The sequence below is a fragment of the Ligilactobacillus equi DSM 15833 = JCM 10991 genome, from assembly GCF_001435735.1.
Classification (GTDB): domain Bacteria; phylum Bacillota; class Bacilli; order Lactobacillales; family Lactobacillaceae; genus Ligilactobacillus; species Ligilactobacillus equi.
The window spans coordinates 32,074-52,312 of sequence record NZ_AZFH01000139.1; the positions used below are offsets into that span (position 1 = coordinate 32,074).

The 20,239-nt window shown below is 40.3% G+C and carries 22 protein-coding genes and 1 riboswitch; of the genes, 19 read left to right on the forward strand and 3 right to left on the reverse strand.

Annotated elements, in window-relative coordinates:
- The first annotated feature begins 21 nt into the window (after nucleotides 1–21).
- The 6 genes from FC36_RS07950 to FC36_RS07975 all read left to right on the forward strand — a co-directional run bounded on the left by FC36_RS07950 (nucleotide 22) and on the right by FC36_RS07975 (nucleotide 5,245).
- Complete coding sequence (locus tag FC36_RS07950) at nucleotides 22–1,176, forward strand: sensor histidine kinase (protein ID WP_025020606.1); 1,155 nt, start codon at nucleotides 22–24, stop codon at nucleotides 1,174–1,176.
- A gap of 94 nt (nucleotides 1,177–1,270) precedes the next feature.
- On the forward strand, nucleotides 1,271–2,605 hold the full coding sequence (locus FC36_RS07955) for a D-alanyl-D-alanine carboxypeptidase family protein (protein ID WP_023860109.1): 1,335 nt from the start codon (nucleotides 1,271–1,273) through the stop codon (nucleotides 2,603–2,605).
- A 91-nt stretch (nucleotides 2,606–2,696) separates the two neighbouring features.
- Nucleotides 2,697–2,951, forward strand: coding sequence for a hypothetical protein (locus tag FC36_RS07960; protein ID WP_023860110.1), 255 nt, complete (start codon nucleotides 2,697–2,699; stop codon nucleotides 2,949–2,951).
- Between the two features lie 295 nt (nucleotides 2,952–3,246).
- On the forward strand, nucleotides 3,247–4,011 hold the full coding sequence (locus tag FC36_RS07965) for an AzlC family ABC transporter permease (protein WP_025020607.1): 765 nt from the start codon (nucleotides 3,247–3,249) through the stop codon (nucleotides 4,009–4,011).
- A gap of 13 nt (nucleotides 4,012–4,024) precedes the next feature.
- Nucleotides 4,025–4,372: an AzlD domain-containing protein gene (locus FC36_RS07970; RefSeq protein WP_023860112.1), complete on the forward strand. Its 348-nt coding sequence runs from the start codon at nucleotides 4,025–4,027 to the stop codon at nucleotides 4,370–4,372.
- Between the two features lie 93 nt (nucleotides 4,373–4,465).
- A complete protein-coding gene (locus tag FC36_RS07975; protein ID WP_023860113.1) occupies nucleotides 4,466–5,245 on the forward strand; it encodes a hypothetical protein in 780 nt (259 codons plus the stop codon).
- Between the two features lie 96 nt (nucleotides 5,246–5,341).
- Here FC36_RS07975 and FC36_RS07980 read toward each other — a convergent pair whose 3' ends face one another.
- Nucleotides 5,342–5,974, reverse strand: a complete 633-nt coding sequence (locus FC36_RS07980; RefSeq protein ID WP_025020608.1) for a phosphatase PAP2 family protein — start codon at nucleotides 5,972–5,974, stop codon at nucleotides 5,342–5,344.
- A gap of 110 nt (nucleotides 5,975–6,084) precedes the next feature.
- Nucleotides 6,085–6,918: an undecaprenyl-diphosphate phosphatase gene (locus FC36_RS07985; RefSeq protein WP_023860115.1), complete on the reverse strand. Its 834-nt coding sequence runs from the start codon at nucleotides 6,916–6,918 to the stop codon at nucleotides 6,085–6,087.
- A 282-nt stretch (nucleotides 6,919–7,200) separates the two neighbouring features.
- Between FC36_RS07985 and FC36_RS07990 the strand changes: the two genes are divergently transcribed.
- The 6 genes from FC36_RS07990 (at nucleotide 7,201) to FC36_RS08015 (ending at nucleotide 11,266) form a co-directional block, all read left to right on the forward strand.
- Nucleotides 7,201–8,079, forward strand: coding sequence for a hypothetical protein (locus tag FC36_RS07990; protein WP_056986825.1), 879 nt, complete (start codon nucleotides 7,201–7,203; stop codon nucleotides 8,077–8,079).
- Nucleotides 8,079–8,954 carry an RluA family pseudouridine synthase gene (locus FC36_RS07995; RefSeq protein ID WP_025020611.1) on the forward strand — a complete coding sequence of 292 codons (876 nt, stop codon included), beginning with the start codon at nucleotides 8,079–8,081 and terminating at the stop codon, nucleotides 8,952–8,954. Before FC36_RS07990 ends, FC36_RS07995 begins: the two co-directional genes overlap by 1 nt.
- A gap of 67 nt (nucleotides 8,955–9,021) precedes the next feature.
- Complete coding sequence (locus FC36_RS08000) at nucleotides 9,022–9,669, forward strand: metal-dependent transcriptional regulator (RefSeq protein WP_025020612.1); 648 nt, start codon at nucleotides 9,022–9,024, stop codon at nucleotides 9,667–9,669.
- A gap of 145 nt (nucleotides 9,670–9,814) precedes the next feature.
- The gene (locus FC36_RS08005) at nucleotides 9,815–10,015 is read left to right on the forward strand and encodes a cold-shock protein (RefSeq protein ID WP_023860119.1); all 201 of its coding nucleotides are present in this window, start codon (nucleotides 9,815–9,817) and stop codon (nucleotides 10,013–10,015) included.
- A 47-nt stretch (nucleotides 10,016–10,062) separates the two neighbouring features.
- Nucleotides 10,063–10,812, forward strand: coding sequence for a threonine/serine exporter family protein (locus tag FC36_RS08010; protein WP_023860120.1), 750 nt, complete (start codon nucleotides 10,063–10,065; stop codon nucleotides 10,810–10,812).
- Between the two features lie 10 nt (nucleotides 10,813–10,822).
- The gene (locus FC36_RS08015; protein ID WP_023860121.1) at nucleotides 10,823–11,266 is read left to right on the forward strand and encodes a threonine/serine exporter family protein; all 444 of its coding nucleotides are present in this window, start codon (nucleotides 10,823–10,825) and stop codon (nucleotides 11,264–11,266) included.
- 29 nt (nucleotides 11,267–11,295) lie between these two features.
- Here the strand turns inward: FC36_RS08015 and FC36_RS08020 are convergent, their stop codons facing one another.
- Nucleotides 11,296–11,532 (reverse strand): hypothetical protein, encoded by a 237-nt coding sequence (locus tag FC36_RS08020; protein ID WP_494515718.1) that lies wholly within the window; start codon nucleotides 11,530–11,532, stop codon nucleotides 11,296–11,298.
- Nucleotides 11,533–11,651: 119 nt separating this feature from the next.
- Between FC36_RS08020 and FC36_RS08025 the strand changes: the two genes are divergently transcribed.
- The 7 genes from FC36_RS08025 to FC36_RS08055 all read left to right on the forward strand — a co-directional run bounded on the left by FC36_RS08025 (nucleotide 11,652) and on the right by FC36_RS08055 (nucleotide 19,966).
- Nucleotides 11,652–12,506 (forward strand): LysR family transcriptional regulator, encoded by an 855-nt coding sequence (locus tag FC36_RS08025; RefSeq protein ID WP_025020614.1) that lies wholly within the window; start codon nucleotides 11,652–11,654, stop codon nucleotides 12,504–12,506.
- 5 nt (nucleotides 12,507–12,511) lie between these two features.
- Nucleotides 12,512–13,285 (forward strand): zinc-ribbon domain-containing protein, encoded by a 774-nt coding sequence (locus FC36_RS08030; protein ID WP_025020615.1) that lies wholly within the window; start codon nucleotides 12,512–12,514, stop codon nucleotides 13,283–13,285.
- A 211-nt stretch (nucleotides 13,286–13,496) separates the two neighbouring features.
- On the forward strand, nucleotides 13,497–15,179 hold the full coding sequence (gene alsS / locus FC36_RS08035) for an acetolactate synthase AlsS (protein ID WP_056986826.1): 1,683 nt from the start codon (nucleotides 13,497–13,499) through the stop codon (nucleotides 15,177–15,179).
- A 20-nt stretch (nucleotides 15,180–15,199) separates the two neighbouring features.
- Nucleotides 15,200–15,919: an acetolactate decarboxylase gene (gene budA, locus FC36_RS08040; RefSeq protein WP_023860126.1), complete on the forward strand. Its 720-nt coding sequence runs from the start codon at nucleotides 15,200–15,202 to the stop codon at nucleotides 15,917–15,919.
- Nucleotides 15,920–15,956: 37 nt separating this feature from the next.
- Nucleotides 15,957–16,134: riboswitch (Lysine riboswitch) on the forward strand.
- A gap of 118 nt (nucleotides 16,135–16,252) precedes the next feature.
- The gene (locus tag FC36_RS08045) at nucleotides 16,253–17,701 is read left to right on the forward strand and encodes an amino acid permease (protein WP_035191213.1); all 1,449 of its coding nucleotides are present in this window, start codon (nucleotides 16,253–16,255) and stop codon (nucleotides 17,699–17,701) included.
- A 295-nt stretch (nucleotides 17,702–17,996) separates the two neighbouring features.
- Entirely contained in the window at nucleotides 17,997–19,274 is a 1,278-nt protein-coding gene (gene serS / locus FC36_RS08050; RefSeq protein ID WP_023860128.1) for a serine--tRNA ligase, read from the forward strand.
- Nucleotides 19,275–19,339: 65 nt separating this feature from the next.
- A complete protein-coding gene (locus tag FC36_RS08055) occupies nucleotides 19,340–19,966 on the forward strand; it encodes a histidine phosphatase family protein (protein WP_025020616.1) in 627 nt (208 codons plus the stop codon).
- Nucleotides 19,967–20,239: the final 273 nt, after the last annotated feature.

Consider the following 20,239-nt stretch of genomic DNA (forward strand, 5'->3'; position numbering starts at 1 on the left):
TTTTAGTGGGGGAGTGGGCTTGTGAAGCTGCGATTAACCGGCCGGGAAAAAAGTGAATTAGTTGTCGAAGGCATTATTACCGTGATTTTATTACTGCTGATGGAAATGTCGTTGTATATCTTATTAAATCAACTGGTGACGCAAAATCCAGGCCTCAAAAACGGAATCTTTCAAATTAAAATGTCCCTGAGTTTTGGGCCAAGTAATATTCGAATTTGGTCTTGGGGCTGGCTTTTTATGGCTTTAGCAACGCTCGTGAATGTCGCAGTTGTCTATTGGCGTTTAATTCGGCGTTATGGCCAAATGCAACTCCACCATATCATTGATGAGTTGCACTATATTGCTGCCGGTCACCTGGAACATAAAATTCCGTTTGAATTGAAGGGGCCGATGCAAAAAGTGGTGGAAAGTGTCAATGCTTTGGTTGAATCAGCGGTTAATGCAATGGAAGAAGAAAGACGCATTGAGCGTTCTAAAGATGAATTGATTACCAATGTCAGCCATGATATTCGGACGCCTTTAACCTCAATTATCGGTTATTTAGGTTTAGTGGAAAATCAACAATATCAAAATGAAGCTGACCTTTTAAAGTACACGCACACGGCCTACCTTAAGGCTGGGCAGATGAAAGCTTTAGTCGACGATTTATTCGAATATACTAAAATTAATCAAACGGGGGCCAAGTTAAATCTTGGCCAGCTCGATTTGGGAGCCATGATCGAACAATTAGGAGCTTCTTTTGAGTTAGAAGCTCAAAAAAAGCAGATGAAAATTAAGATTGATGTGCCTGTTGAGCCTTTGATGATTGAAGCTGATGGCGAAAAATTAGCGCGGGTTTTCAATAACTTAATTACCAACGCGCTTAAGTATGGTCACGGAGGACATCAAATCGTTCTTAGTGCTCAGCAGCTTTCAGCTAAAGAGGTTAAAATCGTGGTTAAAAATGATGGAGAACCCATTCCCCAAGCATCTTTAAGTCAGGTTTTTGACCGTTTCTATCGGGTAGAAAGTTCTCGTTCTAAAGAAACTGGTGGGACGGGACTCGGACTTGCTATTACTCAAGGAATTGTCCAAATGCACCAAGGCTATATTTATGTAACTTCGGATGAAACTTGGACGAGTTTTATTATTCATTTGCCATTGACAAATCAGCACCAAGTTGAAATGCGAAACTAAGTTAAAAGATGGTAAAAATCTGAAACCAAGTCTTGAAGACTTGGTTTTTTTAGGCTATCCTTAAATAAGAAATTTAGTTTAAGAGGGAAAAGAAATGCGACTTTTCAAAGAGATTAAAAAGATGGTTGTCAGTTTACTGACAGTAACAGCGCTACTAACACCGGGTTTAACGGTTTTTACTACTAATCAAATTCAAGCTCAAGCAGCAACGTTAGCTGATAGTCAAGAATCGCTTAATCTTACGGCTCGAGCAGCCATTGCCGTTGATGCTAAGACGGGGCAGGTTTTATATGCCAAAAATGCAGAGACTACAATGCCAGTAGCTTCGATGAGTAAGTTGCTAACAGCGTACTTGGTTTTAGAGGCCATCCATGATCATAAATTAACCTGGAATCAAGAAATACCGGTAGATAAGGATTCGGCTGCGGTTAGTCAAGATACTTCGTTATCAAATGTTCCCCTTAAAACCGATCATCAATACACCGTTAAATCGCTATACCAAGCAATGCTAATTTATTCTGCTAATGGGGCTACTATGGCTTTAGGTTATGCTCTTGCAGGAAGTCATCCAGCCTTTATTGATTTGATGCGAAAACAGGCTCGGAAATTTGGCATTCAAGATGCACAGCTTTATACGGCTAATGGGTTGAGCAATGGTGAGGTTAAAGGCGCCGCTTATCCTGGTGTAGCTAAGAATGCGGAAAACGCTATGTCTGCCAAGGATATGGCTCTCATCGGCCAAAACTTATTACAAAAGTACCCTGAAATTTTGAAAACTACAGCGATGACGAAGGCAGAGTTTGATAATGGGACTAATAAAACACAAATGGAAAATTGGAATTGGATGTTGAAAGGGTTATCTAAAGCTTATACGAAATTACCAGTTGATGGATTAAAGACGGGAACTTCTGATAGCGCAGGGGCATGTTTCATTGGGACGGTAAATAAGGATGGTCACCGGATTATTACCGTGGTCATGGGGTCACGTCATGAAGGTGAAACTGATACGGCACGGTTCGAAGATAGTCAAAAGTTAATGTCCTATGTCTACAATAACTATACTTACACTAACTTAGCACAGGGGCAAAGTTATGCCCAAGCCAAGTCTTTGGCAACCTTTCATGGTAAGGAATTGACGGTGCCCGTTCAAACTGCTCAAGCAAGTCACCTATGGTTACAGAAAGGACTGACGAAAAAACAAATTCAAGCGAGCGTGATGGCCAATAAGAAGTTAACTGAAAAAAATGGCTTAGTAGCTCCAATTGCGCAAGGAAAAACGGTTGGAAACTATGCTTTAACGGTAAAGGGGCAAAAGCTAGCTTTCCTTAACGGTCAAACTAGCCTTCAAATTCCGGCTCAAACTAAGCAGGCGGTTCAAAAGGCTAATATTTTCGTCATTGGTTGGCGTACGTTAATGAGTAAATTATAATAATATAATTGGAAGAGATTTCTGTAGAAGTCTCTTTTTTTGTGGATTTTGAAAGCGTATAATAGAAAGTGAAACAAAGGAGGAATTTCTCATGACGACAAAGATAACGAAAAGTAGTAAAGACCTCACACAACCAACGATTGAAGTTAGCCATTTAGGGCAACCTTTTACGGTCGGGAGTCATGTTTCGTTTACTTTTGGCAAGGAACATTTTGATGGTATTGTGGAAAAACAATTAAGGAATTCTGCTATTATCACTTTTACCGGCGAGGGGGCAAGGTCTACTTTAGCCCAAGATTTAAAGCAAAAAATTGTGATTTCTTATCGTCAAATGGCGCTTGTGTAAAGCTATTGTAAATTTTTGCGGAAAACGTTAATATCGGTTGACGATAACCTAAATGAGTTGTTATGATGGAATTATAGTTTTAAAAAAATATTATTTATTGTTGTAATGAACAAACGTTACATTATTGTAACGTGACATGACTTTCAGTGCGAAGAAAGATAGATAAACGTTATAAAAGAGCCAAGCCAGCTGCCTTGCTGGTGTTTTTGTGGCGGTGTAGGCAGAAGAATGTCGAAAGAGAAACGACGTTACATCTGTCAAACGGGGGACTGAGGGTTTTATTGGAGGATTTTTCGTGAAAAAAGAAGAACCACGTTGGCTAGAGGTATTGCGCGTTTCTCTACCTTTATGTCTTTCATACATTCCAATTGGTTTAGCCTGTGGGATTTTGCTGAATAAAGCAGGTTTTAATGCAATTATGACCTTATTAGTCTCTTTACTGGTCTTTTCTGGTGGGGGACAATTCTTGATTGCTTCGATGCTAGTTTCTAATGCATCAATTCAATCAATTGTTTTAATGTTATTCTTCTTAGAATTACGTTATGCTTTATTAGGTTCAAGCCTATCTCAATACTTACGGGGTTCGAGTAAAGGATTTTTGATAGCTTTTGCATCCCACATGAACGATGAAAACTATGCGGTTAACTATTTAAAATTTGCGACCGACAAGCAATGGAGCGGTAAAGATAGTTTGATGGTTGAACACTACTCACTGGCTTCCTGGTCAATTTCTAACCTGGTTGGTGCTCTCATTGGTAGTGTTATTGCGATTAATTTGGAAATCGTCGACTTTGCCTTAACAGCTATGTTCTTATACATGATTGCTATGCAGTTGAAGAACTGGATGACGGTCTTAATCAGTGTGATAGCCGGAATCTTCGCAGTTATTTTCATGCTGATCTTCAAGAGTACTATGGGCTTAATCGTGGCAACTTTAGCTGCTTCTTTGGTTGGTTTTGCTTTAGAAGACTACTTAGTTAAGCACGGTAAGGCCAATGGTTTCTTGCTTTCGCGGATTAAGAAGCGTAAGAAAATTGCTTCAAATACGAAAGGCAATTAGGAGGAGAAATTAGATGAATTATTCACTTTTAGATCATGGTTTAATTGTTATTTTTTCAGCCATTGCTGCCTTTTTACCTCGTTACATTCCGCTCCGCATTTTTGCGACTCGTAAAATTCCAGAATGGTTTAACGAATGGATGAAATACGTACCCGTATCTTTGTTTACGGCTTTGATTGTCAAAGACATTTTCATGGATACCTCTGATTACTCCTTTATTGGAATCGAGCGGTTGGGAAAAATTGTGGCGGCCATTGTGGTGTTAGGAGTGGCTTCTAAGACCCGTTCCATGGGACTTTCTGTGATAATCGGTTTAGTCTTAGTTTTTGCTATTCACTTCTTTGGTTGGATGCCAGTTTAAAAAGATTTGCTCTTGGGGCAATCTTTTTTTTATTTTGTCTTAATTTTTGGTAATATTATAAATAAAGAATTAGTATAGAGGGGAGTTTAAGCAATGAGACGTTGGACCATTTGGCTAATTGCTGGTGTTGTGTTAGCACTCTTTTTTGGGGGATATGGAGTGAGTCGCGCCCACGAAGACAACCACCTATATCAGCTAGCAATGGAAAAAGCTAAACAAAATATTAAAAAAAGTAAATATAGAAAAGCTGAGTTGAATTATCAAGATGCCTTGAAAAAAAAGAAAAAATCGACTGAAGCGAAGATAAGTTTATATCAATTACGTGAGTATCGAAAAGCTTTAAAAAAGAGTCAAATGAAGGAATTTAAATCCGCGCGCAAAGAATTTATTAAAATTGCTAAAATTGATGGTGGTTCAAGTGAAATTGTTAAAATGGCCACTATCAAGCAGACAGAGCTGAAAGAAGTCATCAAAGAAAGAAAAGTTTTCCAAGCGGCTTACGTACGGGCGAAAACGTTTAGTCGTCACCACGAATATACAGCATCCAATCAAAAGCTAGCGGTCATCTTGGGCTATGGTTCGATTAAGGAAAGTTATTATGATGACATCTACAAGCAAGCTAAGAGTTTAGAAAAGAAAAACAATCAAACTCTAAAAATGTTGGGGTATACCACGACTTCTTCGAGTGATAGTGACGATGATCAGGCTATTACACCAGAAGATTTACTGGATGCGCGCGAAGATTTACAAAGAGCTGGCCTGCCAGTTAAGCCTGACAAGGAACTAAAAGAGTTAATAGTTAAGGCGCGCAAAGACCAAAAGACAGTTGTTGAAGTGCTTCAAGCAGAGGCTAAGGAAAAGGTAAGTGAATAAGTCGAAGAAAAAGAGACTATGACAGAAAATTTTCAAAAATAACCTTGTTGTGAGATTACAACAAGGTTATTTTATATATGATATTCACAACGCGCATTAACGTTTGAAGTAGCGATCTTTGATTAGACTAGCTAAGTTCCATAAAGAAACTGCCAAGAGCATGCTAGCAAGGGTATCACTAGGATAGTGGACGTGGAGGTAAGCACGTGTGAAAGCGGCAATTAGCACCCACAAGCAAGCTAAAATCCCCAAAAGCCAGCGTAAGCCGGAGCTTTTCAGCTTAGGTAAGATGAGTGTTAAAATAATCAAAGTAACTAAGGCGGCGCCAAAAGTGTGTCCGCTAGGGAAACTGTAACCAGCGGCAGAAACTAGGCGGTCACTAGGCCGAGGGCGTTGCATGGCAAATTTAACGAGGTAAGTAAAGGCTAGTGAAATGAAGACGGTACAGCCAGCCCAAATGGCTTCTTTTTTATTATAGCGGAAAAATAAAAAGGCAATGAGTAAAAGACAATAGAATGATTCCAAAGGTGAGCTAGCTAATTTTGTTAGTAGAGCCACAAAAGTTGTCATTGTTTTGGTTGTGAACGGTAAGAGAATAGCCTGGATCCTAGTGTCTAAACTGGTTACCCAGCCAAGATTGGTTTTGATACTGTAAGCGAAAAATAAAAAAATTAAAGCGCAACCGCCACCTAGAAGTAGGTGTGTTTTATAATTATTACTTTTTTGCACTGAAAAACTCCTTTTTATAAAGTGTTGTAGTCAAAAAATCTCGAAAGACTTAAGTAATAACTATTATCTCACTCTTTTAATAAAAAAATCCCGCATTTCTGCGGAACTTATTACTTAATTAAGAAAAAATAGGCTAATACTAAAATTCCGAGAATGATGCGGTACCAACCAAAGACCTTGAAGTCGTGTTTTTTAATGTATTGCATTAAGAATTTGATGGCAATGATAGACGTAACAAAGGCGGTCACTAAACCGACGATCATAATCCATATCTCCAGATTTGTAAAGACCAACCCAAATTTAACTAACTTTAAAATTCCAGCCCCAAACATGACAGGAATTGCTAAGAAGAAAGTAAACTCAGCAGCAGCTGTCCGAGATACACCTAAAAGTAAGGCACCTAAAATCGTTGCCCCTGACCGAGATGTTCCAGGGAAAATGGCTGCAAGCAACTGAAAAATCCCAATAATAAAGACTAAAACATAAGTCATTTGACTAATTGAAGTAATCTTAGGTGTGCTACCCTTATGCATGTTTTCAATTACAATAAAGCCAATCCCAAAGACAATCAGGGCTAAAGCTACACAAACTGGGTTGTAGAATAATTCTTCAAATTCGTCATTAAAAACCGCAGCAACGACCGCTGGTAAGCAAGCAATTACAACTTTAACCCACATAAAGAAAATGTCTTCATCCATAATTTTCCACAAACCTTTTTGATTAGTCTGGTAGTGGAAAGGCCAGATACGTTTCCAGTAAATTACAACAACGGCTAAAATAGCCCCTAACTGAATAACTACCTCAAACATACTATAGAAGTCTTTTGAAACGCCCAACTTGACAAATTGATCTAGCAAAATCATGTGTCCGGTTGAACTGATTGGTAACCATTCAGTAATCCCTTCGACAATCCCAAAAAGGAATGCTTTAAAAAGTTCAAACATTAGTCTAATCCTTCCTCATTTATATAAATCATCAGTAATTATAACAATTTTAAGTGTGTGGTGCTAGTTAAAAATACAGGACTGAAGGTACTTATAATGCAAATGAATGTAGTATAATAAAACTGCATAAAATAATCTATGGTGGTATAACGATGCAAGGTAAAGCTGACAAATTAATTATGGAAGAAGTGCAGTGTATTTTCCCTAATATCACCGGTGAGTTTGTCTAAAGTAGGCTATAATAAAGGACAATATATAAAAGCTAACGCTAGGAGGAAAATAATGACGGAAATGACCCGAACCCAAAAACGTGAATTGGAAAAAGGAAAGCGACTCCCTAAACGAGGTAAGGATCGCGTTTTGACGATTTTGTTAAGTTTAGTGAGCCTAGTTTTAGTACTCATACTAAGTTTGAAAATGACGCTTTTGAATCCGAAATTTTTAAAAGCAAAAGTGATTACGACTGAAAACGTGACCATCCTGACCCAAGAATTAAATCAACAAGTGGCAGCGGGCATGAATGGCAGTGGCCTACCGGCGAATCTTTTAACGAACTTGCTGACTGCTGACCAATTACGCAGTGATCTCCAAGCGGGGATTGAGGACCTGTTAAATGGTAGTGCAGATGGAGATGTTCTAGATAGTGAAAAGCTAGTTAACCAAATTGGGCAAAATCTTGACCATCAAGCTACGACGAGTGGATTTGCGACAAATAGTGTCGCTTACCAAACTTTACGGACAAATTTTTTAGATTTAGCGGATGATCAAGTGCAAGCCGCTTTAGAAAGTAATCAAATTCTGAAAAACCTAGTAAGCGGAGTGCAGAATTTTATTCACGGGGTGCAAATTATTTGGTGGGTGAGTTTAGGCTTATTGCTATTCTTATTAGTGCGATTATTTTTTAATCAATTATTTAATCCCTTTGGTTGGTGCTACTACCTTGGTTTAGCTTGGTTGGGGCCCGCTTTGATTTTCTTAGTTTTAACGACTTTTTTACTGGTTTTAAATTTGGAACAATTTTTACCACTACCTAGCCAAGTTCAAGGTGTGCTAGGTGCGTTATTGACAGGGATGCTGACAAGTTTACAAAAAATTGCCGGTATTCAATTGGCCATAGCAGTAGTGGGGTTAACTTTAGGTTTATTTCGGAGAAGAAATTAATGGAATTTAAAATTATCAAAAGGGATACGAAGCCGCAATCTTTGCGCAATTTTTTAACAGCTAAGAAAATGAGTGGTCGACTTCAAACTAAGATTCGTAGAGGTTTAGTTGAGGTATATTGGGGACAAGAAAAATTAACTTTAACTAGTAAATTAAAGGATGCAGGAGAATTACGCTTGATAACCTTAGAACCAGAAGCCAGTCAGGCTATTACAGCTTCAACGGGTGAGATTAAAGTAGTTTACGAAGATTCTAACTATCTCGTAGCAGATAAGCCGGCGGGCCTCGCCTCGGTGCCAGGGCCGAGTGAAACTAGCGATACTTTAGCCAACCGTATCAAAGGCTATTTATTGGCGCAAGGGTTAAACGACGTTGCCGTTCATGTTTTGACAAGGTTAGATTATAATACTAGTGGTTTGGTTTTGGTGGCGAAAAATAGTCTTGCGCAAGGGTGGATAAGCGCCTATCAAGACCAAATGATCAAGGAATATCGGGCCTTGGTAAGTGGCCACTTAGCGCAAGCTAGTGGACGATTAGATTTTCCTTTACAAAAGGATTCGGATTCTTTTCGGCAAATTGTAACTGCCGCAGGGAAAAAGGCATTAACCGACTATTGGCTGTTAGAAAGTTACCCTAAGTGTCAGTTGGTTAAAGTAATTTTACAAACCGGTCGGACTCACCAGATACGGGCCCACTTTGCTCATCTAGGCCATCCTCTAGTCGGTGATGAGCTTTATGGCGGTCCACGAGCCCAAGAATTAGGACGTCAATTACTACATGCACATAAACTAAGTTTCTATGATCCTTTTAGCGGACAATTAAGGAGTTTGACCAGTTCCTTACCCGAAATTTTTGCCCAAGCGTGTCAAAGTTAGGTAGGACGAAATGTTAAAAAATGCTATAATTAACATATCGCAGATTGATTGAGGGAAGGTGAGAAGAGTGACTCCGAAAAAAGAAGATTATTTAAAAATTATCTTTGAGCTAGGAGGTAAGACTAGCAAGATTTCAAATAAGCAAGTTGCAGTAAGCTTGAATGTGGCGGCCGGTTCCGTAACGGAAATGGTTAATAAATTGGCTAAGGATGGGCTCATTATTCACGCTCCTTATGCGGGCATTTCGCTGACGGAAGAAGGTGTCAAAGTTGCGGAAGCTTTGATTAGACGGCACCGAATTTGGGAGACCTTTTTGGTAGAAAAGTTAGGTTACAAATTAGCCGATGTACACAAGGATGCCGAAGTTTTAGAACACACAGTAAGTGAGGAATTGATTGATCGTTTGGAAGATTTTTTAGGTCATCCGCAAAAATGTCCCCACGGCAGTGTGATTCCAAGTAAGGATGGAGTTTATCCGGAAGATTCTCATGTAGTTTTAAATGATTTAAAACCTGGACAAAGCGCCGAAGTCGAGCATTTCATTGATAACCATGATTTATTAGAATACTTAGCTGATGTTAAGCTCAATATTGGGGATCAAGTGGAAATTTTAGAAAAACTTCCCTTTGAAGGGCCTTTAAATGTTAAAGTTTTAAATACCGGTGAAGAAATTTCCATTGGTTATAAGGCAGCTCACTACATTTTTGTCAAATAATTATATCTTTTTAAATTTTACTGTGCTATACTAAACGGAGTACTTTTGTATGGTATTTTGTAGGATTTCATATGACTTTCTCCATTGCACCACTTCGAAATTACAAGAAAACGTGCTAGAAATGGCGCACAAGGAGGATTCCCATATGGAACAAGGAACAGTAAAATGGTTTAACGCAGATAAAGGTTTTGGATTTATTAACCGTCAAGATGGTAGCGATGTATTCGTACACTTCTCTGCGATTCAAACAGAAGGCTTCAAGACTTTAGAAGAAGGTCAAGCCGTTTCCTTCGATGTTGAAGAAGGTCAACGTGGCTTACAAGCTGTTAACGTTGTGAAAGACTAAAATAGGTACCGCGGAGTTTCGGCTTCGCGGTTTTTTGTAGGGTGAATATGATGAGTAAACAAGAAAGTATGGCAGTGGAATGTGTCTTAATGGCGGGCAGAATTATGATTGAGGCTGGGGCAGATATGACGCGTGTTGACGACACTCTCCACCGGATAGCTTATAATGCAGAGATTAAAAATCCGAAAATTTTTGAAACGACTACCGCCATTACCATGTCCGTACCTCAAAGCCATCAAGCTCAAGTGGAACCAATTAAGCGACGGGCGATTAATTTGGAGAAGGTTGCTCAGGTTAATGATGCTTCACGGGCTTTTGCAGAGGGACGGGTAGATTTAGAGGCTTTTTGGTGTCGGCTTTTAGAAATTGATCAAGATCAAACCGATTTTAAGTTTGGAATTAAGTTATTAGCAGCAATGTTGGTTAGTGGGACGTTGTTGATTATGTATGGTAAAGCTTGGCAAGATTTTGTGCCCACCTTGGTAGTTTCTGGGGTCTCCTTTAGTATCTATACTGCTATTCGGCTTAATTCCAAATTGCACTTTGTCAGTGAGTTTTGTGCGGCGATGGCCATGGCCTTTTTGGCTAGTCTCTTTGTTAGAATTGGTTTTGGCAGCAATGTCGATAGTATTATCATTGGGGCAGTGATGCCTTTGGTACCTGGGGTGCCGATTACCAATTCATTCCGAGATTTATTGGCGGGACACATTTTGTCAGGCCTTGCTCGAGGTGCGGAAGCTTTTTTGACAGCTGGGGCGATTGGTTTGGGGATTGCTATGGTTCTACGATTTATGTGAGGTGAATTTAATGCACGTGATAATTTCTTTAGTCTTTGCTTATCTGACGACCATGGGTTTTGCGATTATTATTAACATCCCTCGACGTGCCTTACCAGCTTGTGGTTTGGTGGGCTTGTGTGGTTGGGCAGTTTTCATGGCGATTAAGGGTTTAGAATTAGGAGGAATGTTGGCTAATCTCTTGTCCGCCTTTATCATCGGTTTAGCCTCCATGTATTTGGCGCGTAAAATCAAGGTACCGACAATCTTACTGAATATTCCTAGTCTAGTTCCGCTAGTTCCTGGAGGTCAGGCCTATCAAGCCGTTCGTAATTTCGCTTTGCACAACAATCAAGTTGCTTTAACTTTTATGGTTGAAGTAGTTTTGATTGCTGGAGCGATTGCGATGGGATTGTTTTTAGCCGAATTTACGGGCGAAACATGGTTGAAATTTAGTCTAAAAACGCCAAGCTGAATAGAAGTTTTCAGCTTGGCATTTTGGCGTTATTCATTATTGGTAAGAGCTGTTGAATCAGCGTTCTCGGTTTCTAGCGCCTGATAAATGATGTGGGTCATTTCATCAAGGGTATTTTGCGGTACAACTTCAAAGGCTTGACCATCAATCATTTGTGATTTTCCTTGGAGGGTGTAAGTTTCCAAATTATGTGTGGCCACTCGGTAGGTAGTACCGAGATAAAGCATATCGTCAAAGGTTAAATCGGTACTCATTTTATTAGCGATTTTTTTGAGGAATCCATCGTTTAAAAGCGTTTAAGCATAGCATTATGTCTGATATATGAAAAATACTATTTTTTTCCTTTTGTCATTAAAATTTGGTATAATACTTAAGAGGTACTGAAATGAATTTAAAACAATTACGTTACTTTTTAGAAGTAGCACAAGAAAAACAAATTACTGCTGCTGCACGAAACTTGCACATTGCGCAACCGCCTTTAAGTTACCAATTAAAAGAATTAGAAAAAGATTTGGATGCGCAACTGTTCGTTCGTAATTCGAAGGGAATTACCCTCACGGAAGCGGGAGAAGCCTTAGCTGGTTACGCCCAAGAAATTTTAGAGCTATCAGATTATGCTAAAGATAAAGTAAAGCAAATTGATCAGGGACGCCAAGGAACCATTTCTTTGGGAATTATTTCTTCATCTGGTAACCAGGTCCCAGGTCCACGCTTACAGGAATTTCAGGAGTTTTATCCGGAAGTTAATTTTGAAATTTATGAAAGCAATACTTTTGGAGTTTTAGATTATTTAAAACGGCGAAAAATCGACTTAGGCATTGTTCGGACACCTTTTAATTTTCAAGGGGTGGCTAGTAAATATTTTGCTAGAGAAAAGATGGTTGCAGTCTTGCCACCAAAAATAAAAGAAAGCAAGAAGCACTATCAAATTGAAGATGTTGCCCAAAAGCCACTCTTGATTTATCGCCGTTTTGCCAAAATTTTTGCTGATTCCTTTAGTGCTTACGGACTTAAGCCATTTATTGCCATGACTTGTGATGATGCTCGGACCACTATTCGCTGGGCTGAAATGGGGATGGGGGTTGCCTTAGTACCGGCATCAATTGCGGCTTTGGAAACTAAATGTCAGATAATCGAGATTGATTATGAACCCTGGCAGACGCAGATGGCCTTGATTTGGCTAGAAGAAGTGGAATTAACTCCCTTATTAAAGAACTTTATTGAAAAATTAGAAGGGTGATGAAGATGGAAAAATATTGTCAACGTTGTGGTAAAAAGATTATGGCTACGGCAGAAAGTTGCCCTTTTTGTGGGGTACATCAAGATCGTTTAGATTTGGGCTTTGAAAGTAAGAAATGTAAAGTTTGTCATGAAATCATTCCGGTGAATGCTAATTATTGTACGGAATGTGGTCAAGATCAAGCAATTTACGTTTATCGAGCTACAGAAACTTCTGAAAGTGAAAAGCAGGTTTCACCAGAACCTGAAACGATATCAATGTTGCCGAATGGTCAAGACTTACAAGTTGAATTAGAAAAAATACGCCAAGAAGTCTTACGGATGGAACGAATTGGGAAAAATGAGAATCCTCAGCCGGGATTGGTAGTTTCAACTAAATTAATGCTTAAAGAGTGGTTTACCACTAATAAACGCATGGGACGAGCTGATTTTTGGTGGGGAATGTTAGGCATGGTACTTTTGAGCTTTGTGATAGTGCTGGTAGCGATGCTATTTTTGCAGTCCATGCCCACTCAAACTGGATGGCAGATTTTTTGGTTTATATTACGGTGTTGGTCACTGTACTATTTAATGGTGACAGCCGCTGGAGTCATACGGCGCTTGCATGATTTAGAGTTACCCGGTCTATTAGTTTTCATCTATTTGGTTCCGGTTATTGGTGAGATTATGATTTTACTTCTTTTAACTCGGCCACAGGTTTTAACTAAGAATAATCGTTACGGCTTTGTTGATCCGGCGCGAAAATTACGCGATGAGATACGTAAAAAATGGCGTAAATAATACGGCTGAAGTCTCCTTGGAGGAGGCTTTTTTATTTGGAAAATTCAAGTGTAATTTTGCACAAATTCACAAAGTTTTAGTAGAAGTTAAGCCTTTATTTACTTGGATTAAAGACTAAGCGAAAATATGTGAATTCACAAACTTATAAAAGTGTTTTCATTTGAAATAAATCGTGCTATGATACCAGTGATTAATATCTGGAGGAAAATTCATGACTAAAGATAAAAAACGTTATGGGGCAGATGCGATTGTCCAAAGTTTAATTAACCACGATGTAAAATACGTCTTCGGGATTCCTGGGGCTAAGATTGACCGGGTTTTTGAAGTGTTGGAACACTCTAACGACCCTAAAATGCCACAAATGATAGTGACTCGTCACGAACAAAATGCGGCTTTTATGGCTGCTGGGATTGGTCGGATTACTGGTAAGCCAGGGGTTGTGATTACGACTTCCGGTCCGGGGGTTTCAAATTTAGCGACAGGTTTAGTGACTGCGACTGCGGAAGGGGACCCGGTTTTGGCGATCTCTGGGCAAGTACAAAGAACGGACTTGTTACGCTTAACGCACCAAAGTATGGATAATGCGGCTTTATTAGCACCCGTTACCAAGTACAGTGCTGAAGTGCAAGATCCTGATAATGTTTCTGAAGTAATTGCTAATGCTTATGCGGAGGCTGAATCCGCCAAGCAAGGAGCAAGTTTCGTCTCAGTTCCTCAAGATGTGACTGATGGCGAATTAAAGACGGATGTAATTGCACCTTTAATGCCAGCTAAGTTAGGCCCTGCCAGTCCGGTTGAATCCACTCTTTTGGCTCAAAGAATTAAGGCGGCTAAATTACCGGTCTTGCTCTTAGGGATGCGAGCTTCAGATCCTGAGACAACAGCTTCGATTCGTAATCTGATTGCGACGACGCATTTACCAGTAGTTGAAACCTTCCAAGGAGCTGGGATTATTCCACGAGAATTAGAAAGTGACTTTTTCGGCCGGGTTGGATTATTCCGGAATCAACCAGGGGACAAATTGTTGAAACAAGCTGATTTGGTAATTGCTATTGGTTATGACCCAATCGAATATGAACCACGTAACTGGAACTCTGATCGGAGTGCTAACATTGTGGTCATTGATTCTATGCGTTCTGAAATTGACAAACATTTTCAACCAGAAAAAGAATTAGTGGGTGACATTTCTCAAACTTTGGACTTCTTGTTACCGTACATGAAGGGCTATCAATTGCCAGATGAAGCAGTAGCTTACTTGGATGAATTGCGTAAAGAAGTTATTTTACGTGATGAACCACCGGCCTTAGTTGAAGGACAAAAGGTTAGCCACCCTTTGAGTATTATCAAAGCGCTTCAAGAACGGGTTAGTGATGATATGACAGTAACCGTAGATGTGGGGTCATTTTACATTTGGATGGCGCGCCACTTCAGAAGTTACCAACCTCGTCACTTACTCTTCTCGAATGGGATGCAAACCTTAGGTGTAGCCTTACCATGGGCGATTTCTGCGGCCTTAGTGCGACCTAATACCAAGGTAGTTTCAGTTTCTGGGGATGGAGGTTTCTTATTCTCCGCCCAAGATTTGGAAACTGCCGTACGTTTGAAGTTACCGATTGTACATGTAATCTGGAATGACGGGGCGTACGATATGGTTAAGTTCCAAGAAGAAGTTAAGTATGGTAAGGCGGCGGCGACTGATTTTGGCCCAGTGGACTTTGTTAAGTATGCCGAAAGTTTCGGGGCTAAGGGTTTACGGGTTGATAAGGCGGAAGACTTAGAAAAAGTTTTAGACCAAGCCTTTAAGGAAGAAGGTCCGGTAATCGTCGATATCCCGGTTGATTACAGCTACAATAAAGAATTAAGTAAGCAACTCTTAGATGACCAATTACACTAAGTTGAAAGAAGATGACTTAAATGACAAAAGATTTGCATACATTATATCAACATGGTACTTTAGGCTTACTGGTTCCGGGACTTTTTGAAGGTACTCAAACGGTGGGGGAACTTTTACAACACGGTGATACCGGGATTGGAACTGCAACAGGATTAGATGGTGAAATGGTGATTGTCGATGGCCAACCATATTTGGTACGTAGTGATGGTAGTGTCAATCTTTTGACTCACGATGTTAAGGTGCCCTTTGCGACAGTCCACTTTAATGATGATCAAGCGGAAAGTTTTATGGTGGAAAATCTAACCATGGAAGCTTTAGGACAAAAGATTTTAGCTGAACATGCGTATGAAAATGTCTTCTTTGCGGTGAAGGTGAAAGGGCAATTTGCGCAGATGCACACTCGGGCGGTAGAAGGTCAGAAACGACCTTACCCGACTTTAGTGGAAGTGGCGGAAAAGCAAGCCTTATTTGATGCTGAAAACAGTCGGGGGACGGTGGTTGGTTATTTTGCCCCGGAAATGTTTGCTGGGATGGCTGCACCAGGTTATCACCTCCACTACTTGGATGATACCAGGCAAATGGGGGGGCACATTTTAGATTTTAAAATTGCCCAAGCACAAGTGAGTTTGCAAGTCTTTGAAAATGTAATTCAACACTTTCCAGTGAATAATCAAGAATTTATGAATCATAAGGCTGACGTGGGTGGGGTTAATGACCAAATCCAAAAGGCCGAGAAATAAATCCTTGCTATTTAACTTCAAACTTGTATAATTAGAAATATCGAAAAGAGGTCGCAACTGACAAGAGTAAGTTCACTGAGCTAATAAAGTAGCGGAGAAGTGGGGTGAAAGGGGAGGTTGCCGAAGGGAGCTTAGACTTTATGCTAAGTTTGCTGGGCCTAACCTTAAGAGGGGTAGGACTGTCGCGACAGAGGTTGCGGAGCGCTAAGAGATATTGATTATTTTTGAGATTAAAGATGATTGAAGGCGTATTTCGATGGAGAAATACGCCTTTTTATTGCGCCGAACCTATCTTTGTCCGCTTTTTGTGAAAAAGAGGAGGTATTTTTTCTGATGGCAGAAAAAAATAATGTGAAGCGTTCTTTAAAGACGCGGCACGTTTCGATGATCGCCTTAGGAGGTAGTATCGGAACCGGTTTATTTGTAGCAAGTGGATCCGCAATTTCGCAGGCGGGTCCTGGGGGAGCCTTGGTAGCTTATATTGGTATTGGTCTGATGGTTTACTTCTTGATGACTTCTTTAGGTGAAATGGCAACTTACTTACCTGTGACAGGGTCCTTTGCAACGTACTCGCGAAAATTTGTGGATCCAGCTTTAGGTTTTGCCATGGGATGGAATTACTGGTTTAATTGGGCGATTACCTTGGCAGTAGATGTTTCTACGGCAGCCTTGGTTTTGAAGTTTTGGTTTCCAGAGGTTCCTTCTTGGGTCTTTTCTTTAGGAGCTTTGCTCTTGATTTTCTTAATTAATATTTTATCTGTAAAATCTTTTGGGGAAACTGAATACTGGATGGCCTTAATCAAGGTAGTTACTGTTATTATTTTCTTGGCGATTGGTTTGTTGACAATTGTCGGAATTATCGGTGGTCATGCCACTTATTTGGAAAACTTTACTTACAAACAGGCACCTTTTGTGGGTGGGGTACCGATGATTTTAAGTGTCTTCGTCGTGGCTGGTTTCTCTTTTCAGGGGACGGAATTAATTGGTATAACCGCTGGTGAATCCGCCCACCCAGAAAAAAGTATTCCTAAGGCCATTAAGCAAGTCTTTTGGCGAATTATTATTTTCTATGTGTTAGCAATTTTTGTAATTGCTTGCCTGATTCCTTATGATAGTCCTAATTTATTAGGCTCAAGTGCCAGTGATGTTTCCATCAGTCCCTTTACTTTGGTTTTCCAAAGAGCTGGTTTAGCTGGGGCGGCTTCCGTGATGAATGCTGTAATTTTGACGTCAGTAATTTCGGCGGCCAACTCAGGAATGTATGCTTCCACGCGGATGCTATTTGCTTTGGGGGTTGAAGGGGATGCGCCGAAAATTTTTGGTCGCGTTAACGGGCGCGGGATTCCTGTGCCCGCCTTATTAGGAACGACTTTTGTGGGATTGTTAACTTTCCTTTCCAGTATCTTTGGTGAACAAATTTACACTTTCTTGGTGAATGCCTCTGGTTTAACTGGGTTTATCGCTTGGGTGGGGATTGCTTTATCTCACTATCGCTTCCGCCGTGCTTTTAAGGCGCAGGGCAAGGATTTATCAGTCTTACGCTACAAAGCTAAGTGGTTCCCAGTGGGTCCCTTATTGGCTTTGATTGTCTGTATTTTGGTAATTGTTGGTCAAGATTTGGAATCCTTTAAAACTTTGAACTGGCAAAAGGTCGGGGTGACCTATATGTCCGTGCCGTTATTTGTGATTTTGTACTTGTACTACAAGATTCGTTACAAAACCAAGTTGATTCCTTTAGAAGAAATTGACTTAACCCCTCATGATGTCAAAAAAGAAAATTAAGACGTTGAATTTTCCGGTCGGATGCCTTATAATGAGTTCATAAATGATGTAAACGTATAGCTCATCTTTTAAGTAGGGGTAAAGAGACGTAGTGGTTGGTGCGAGCTACGCGAACGAAAATTCCAATGAGCTGTAAGCGGGTGGGTAATGCCGCACGGTCATGACCGTTATCATGTTGAGTGCACTTATTTATAGGTGAAGCTGGGTGGTACCGCGAAAAAGAGTCTTTCGTCCCATTAGTGGGATGCGAGGCTCTTTTTTTGTTTACACAATCAAGAATTTAGGAGGAATTTTCATGTTAGATATGAAAATGATTCGTCAAAACCCTGACGAAATTAAGGCGCGTTTGGCAACTCGGGGGGTCCAAGCCGAAACAATTGATGAATTATTGGCCCAAGACAAGAAACGCCGTGAATTAGTGGGACAATCAGAAAGTCTAAAGCAAGAAAGAAATACGGTTTCTGAAGCCATTGCGCAAGCTAAGCGCAACAAGGAAGATGCTAGTGAACAAATCGCAGCCATGCGTGAAGTTGGGAGTAAGATTAAAGCCTTAGATGAAGAATTGGCCACAGTGGAAGCCAAGGTCAAAGATATGGCTGCTCGTTTACCAAACTTACCTAATCCAACTATTCCAGTTGGGGCGGATGAAGAAGCCAATGTCGAATTGCGTAAGGTGGGGACACCACGGCAGTTTGACTTTGAACCAAAGGCGCACTGGGATATTGCGGAAGACTTGGATATCTTGGACTTCGGTCGGGCGGCCAAGGTTTCTGGTGCTCGCTTTGTTTTCTACAAAGGTTGGGGAGCGCGTTTGGAACGGGCGATTTATAACTTTATGTTAGACCAACACGCAGAAGAAGGTTACACGGAAGTAATTCCACCATACATTGTGAACCATGATTCTATGTACGGTACCGGCCAATTCCCTAAGTTTAAGGAAGACGTTTACTCTATCGAAGGCCAAGACATGACCTTAATTCCAACCGCAGAAGTGCCTTTAACGAACTATTACCGCGATGAAGTCATTCCGGATGAAAAATTACCAGTTTACTTTACGGCAATGTCACCATCTTTCCGTTCTGAAGCTGGTTCTGCTGGACGTGACACACGGGGATTGATTCGGATGCACCAATTCCATAAAGTTGAAATGGTGAAATACACGAAGCCAGAAGATTCTTACAATGAATTAGAAAAGATGACCGCTAACGCTGGTAACATCATGGAAAAACTTGGTTTGCCATACCACGTGATCACTTTGTCAACTGGGGATATGGGCTTCTCAGCCGCCATGACTCATGATTTGGAAGTCTGGATGCCAGCTCAAGATACTTACCGAGAAATTTCTTCATGTTCAAATTGTGAAGACTTCCAAGCTCGTCGTGCGCACATCCAATACCGCGATGAGAAAGGTAAGTTACAATTTGTCCACACTTTGAATGGTTCAGGTTTAGCTGTTGGACGGACTATGGCAGCAATTTTAGAAAACTACCAAAACGAAGATGGTTCCGTAACTATTCCAGAAGCTTTACGGCCATACATGGGTGGTTTAGAAAAAATTACCAAAGAAAATTAATGAAGAAAATTAAAAGGGGCAAGCAATTGCTTCTTTTTTCTATATTTATAGAAAGGGTGTGCAAAATGACGGAATTTTATTTTGTGAGACATGGAAAAACGCGATTTAATTTGGAAAGGCGTTTCCAGGGGGGACAGTGTGATTCGCCTTTGTTGTCGGAAAGTTTGCGTGATGCCAAAAAGGTGGGGGATTACTTTAAAGCTCAAGGGCAAAATTTTGATGCTTGGTATACCAGTCCGCAAAAACGGGCTTGGCAAACTGGGCAAGTGATTGTTGATCAACTTACGCAAGATTTAGTTGCCCAACCACTGGATGGTTTGCGCGAAATAGAGTTTGGAACCTGGGATGGGCAAAAGTTAGCTGATTTTGCAGGAACCGCAGACTTAAAGAACTATTTAGAAAAACCTAGCCAGTATGATCCAGCAGTGAATGGTGGCGAAAGTTATCCAGAATTTTTAGCCCGGGCTAACGCAGCCCTCGCAGAAATTTACCAGCAACACCCACAGGGCAAAGTTTTAATTAGCGCCCACGCCGTCTTAATTTCCTTTTTGACTAAAAGTAAAATTGGGATTAATCTCGATGCGGTGCGTCCAGCGGGGCTGGTAGCTAATACTAGTGTGACGGTATTAGAAACTGATAACTTTGAAAATTTCACCATGCCAGTTTGGAATTTGACCGATTTTTTAAAATAATTGCAAAAAGTTCTTGACCAGACAAGAGGTCTTTGATAAGATTATATTCGTTGCTTAACAAGACACATTTAAATTTCTTGATAAAAAATCTTGACAAGAAAGTGTGAACTTGTTATGATATAAAAGTTGTTGCGAAGCAGTCTCAAGGTTAAAAAAACTTCTTGACAGTGAGGGTTGCTAAGCGATATAATATAAGAGCTTTTATAAAAAGCATCGGGTAGATCTTTGAAAACTAAACAAAGTTTCGACAAACCAAATGTGTAGGGCCACATT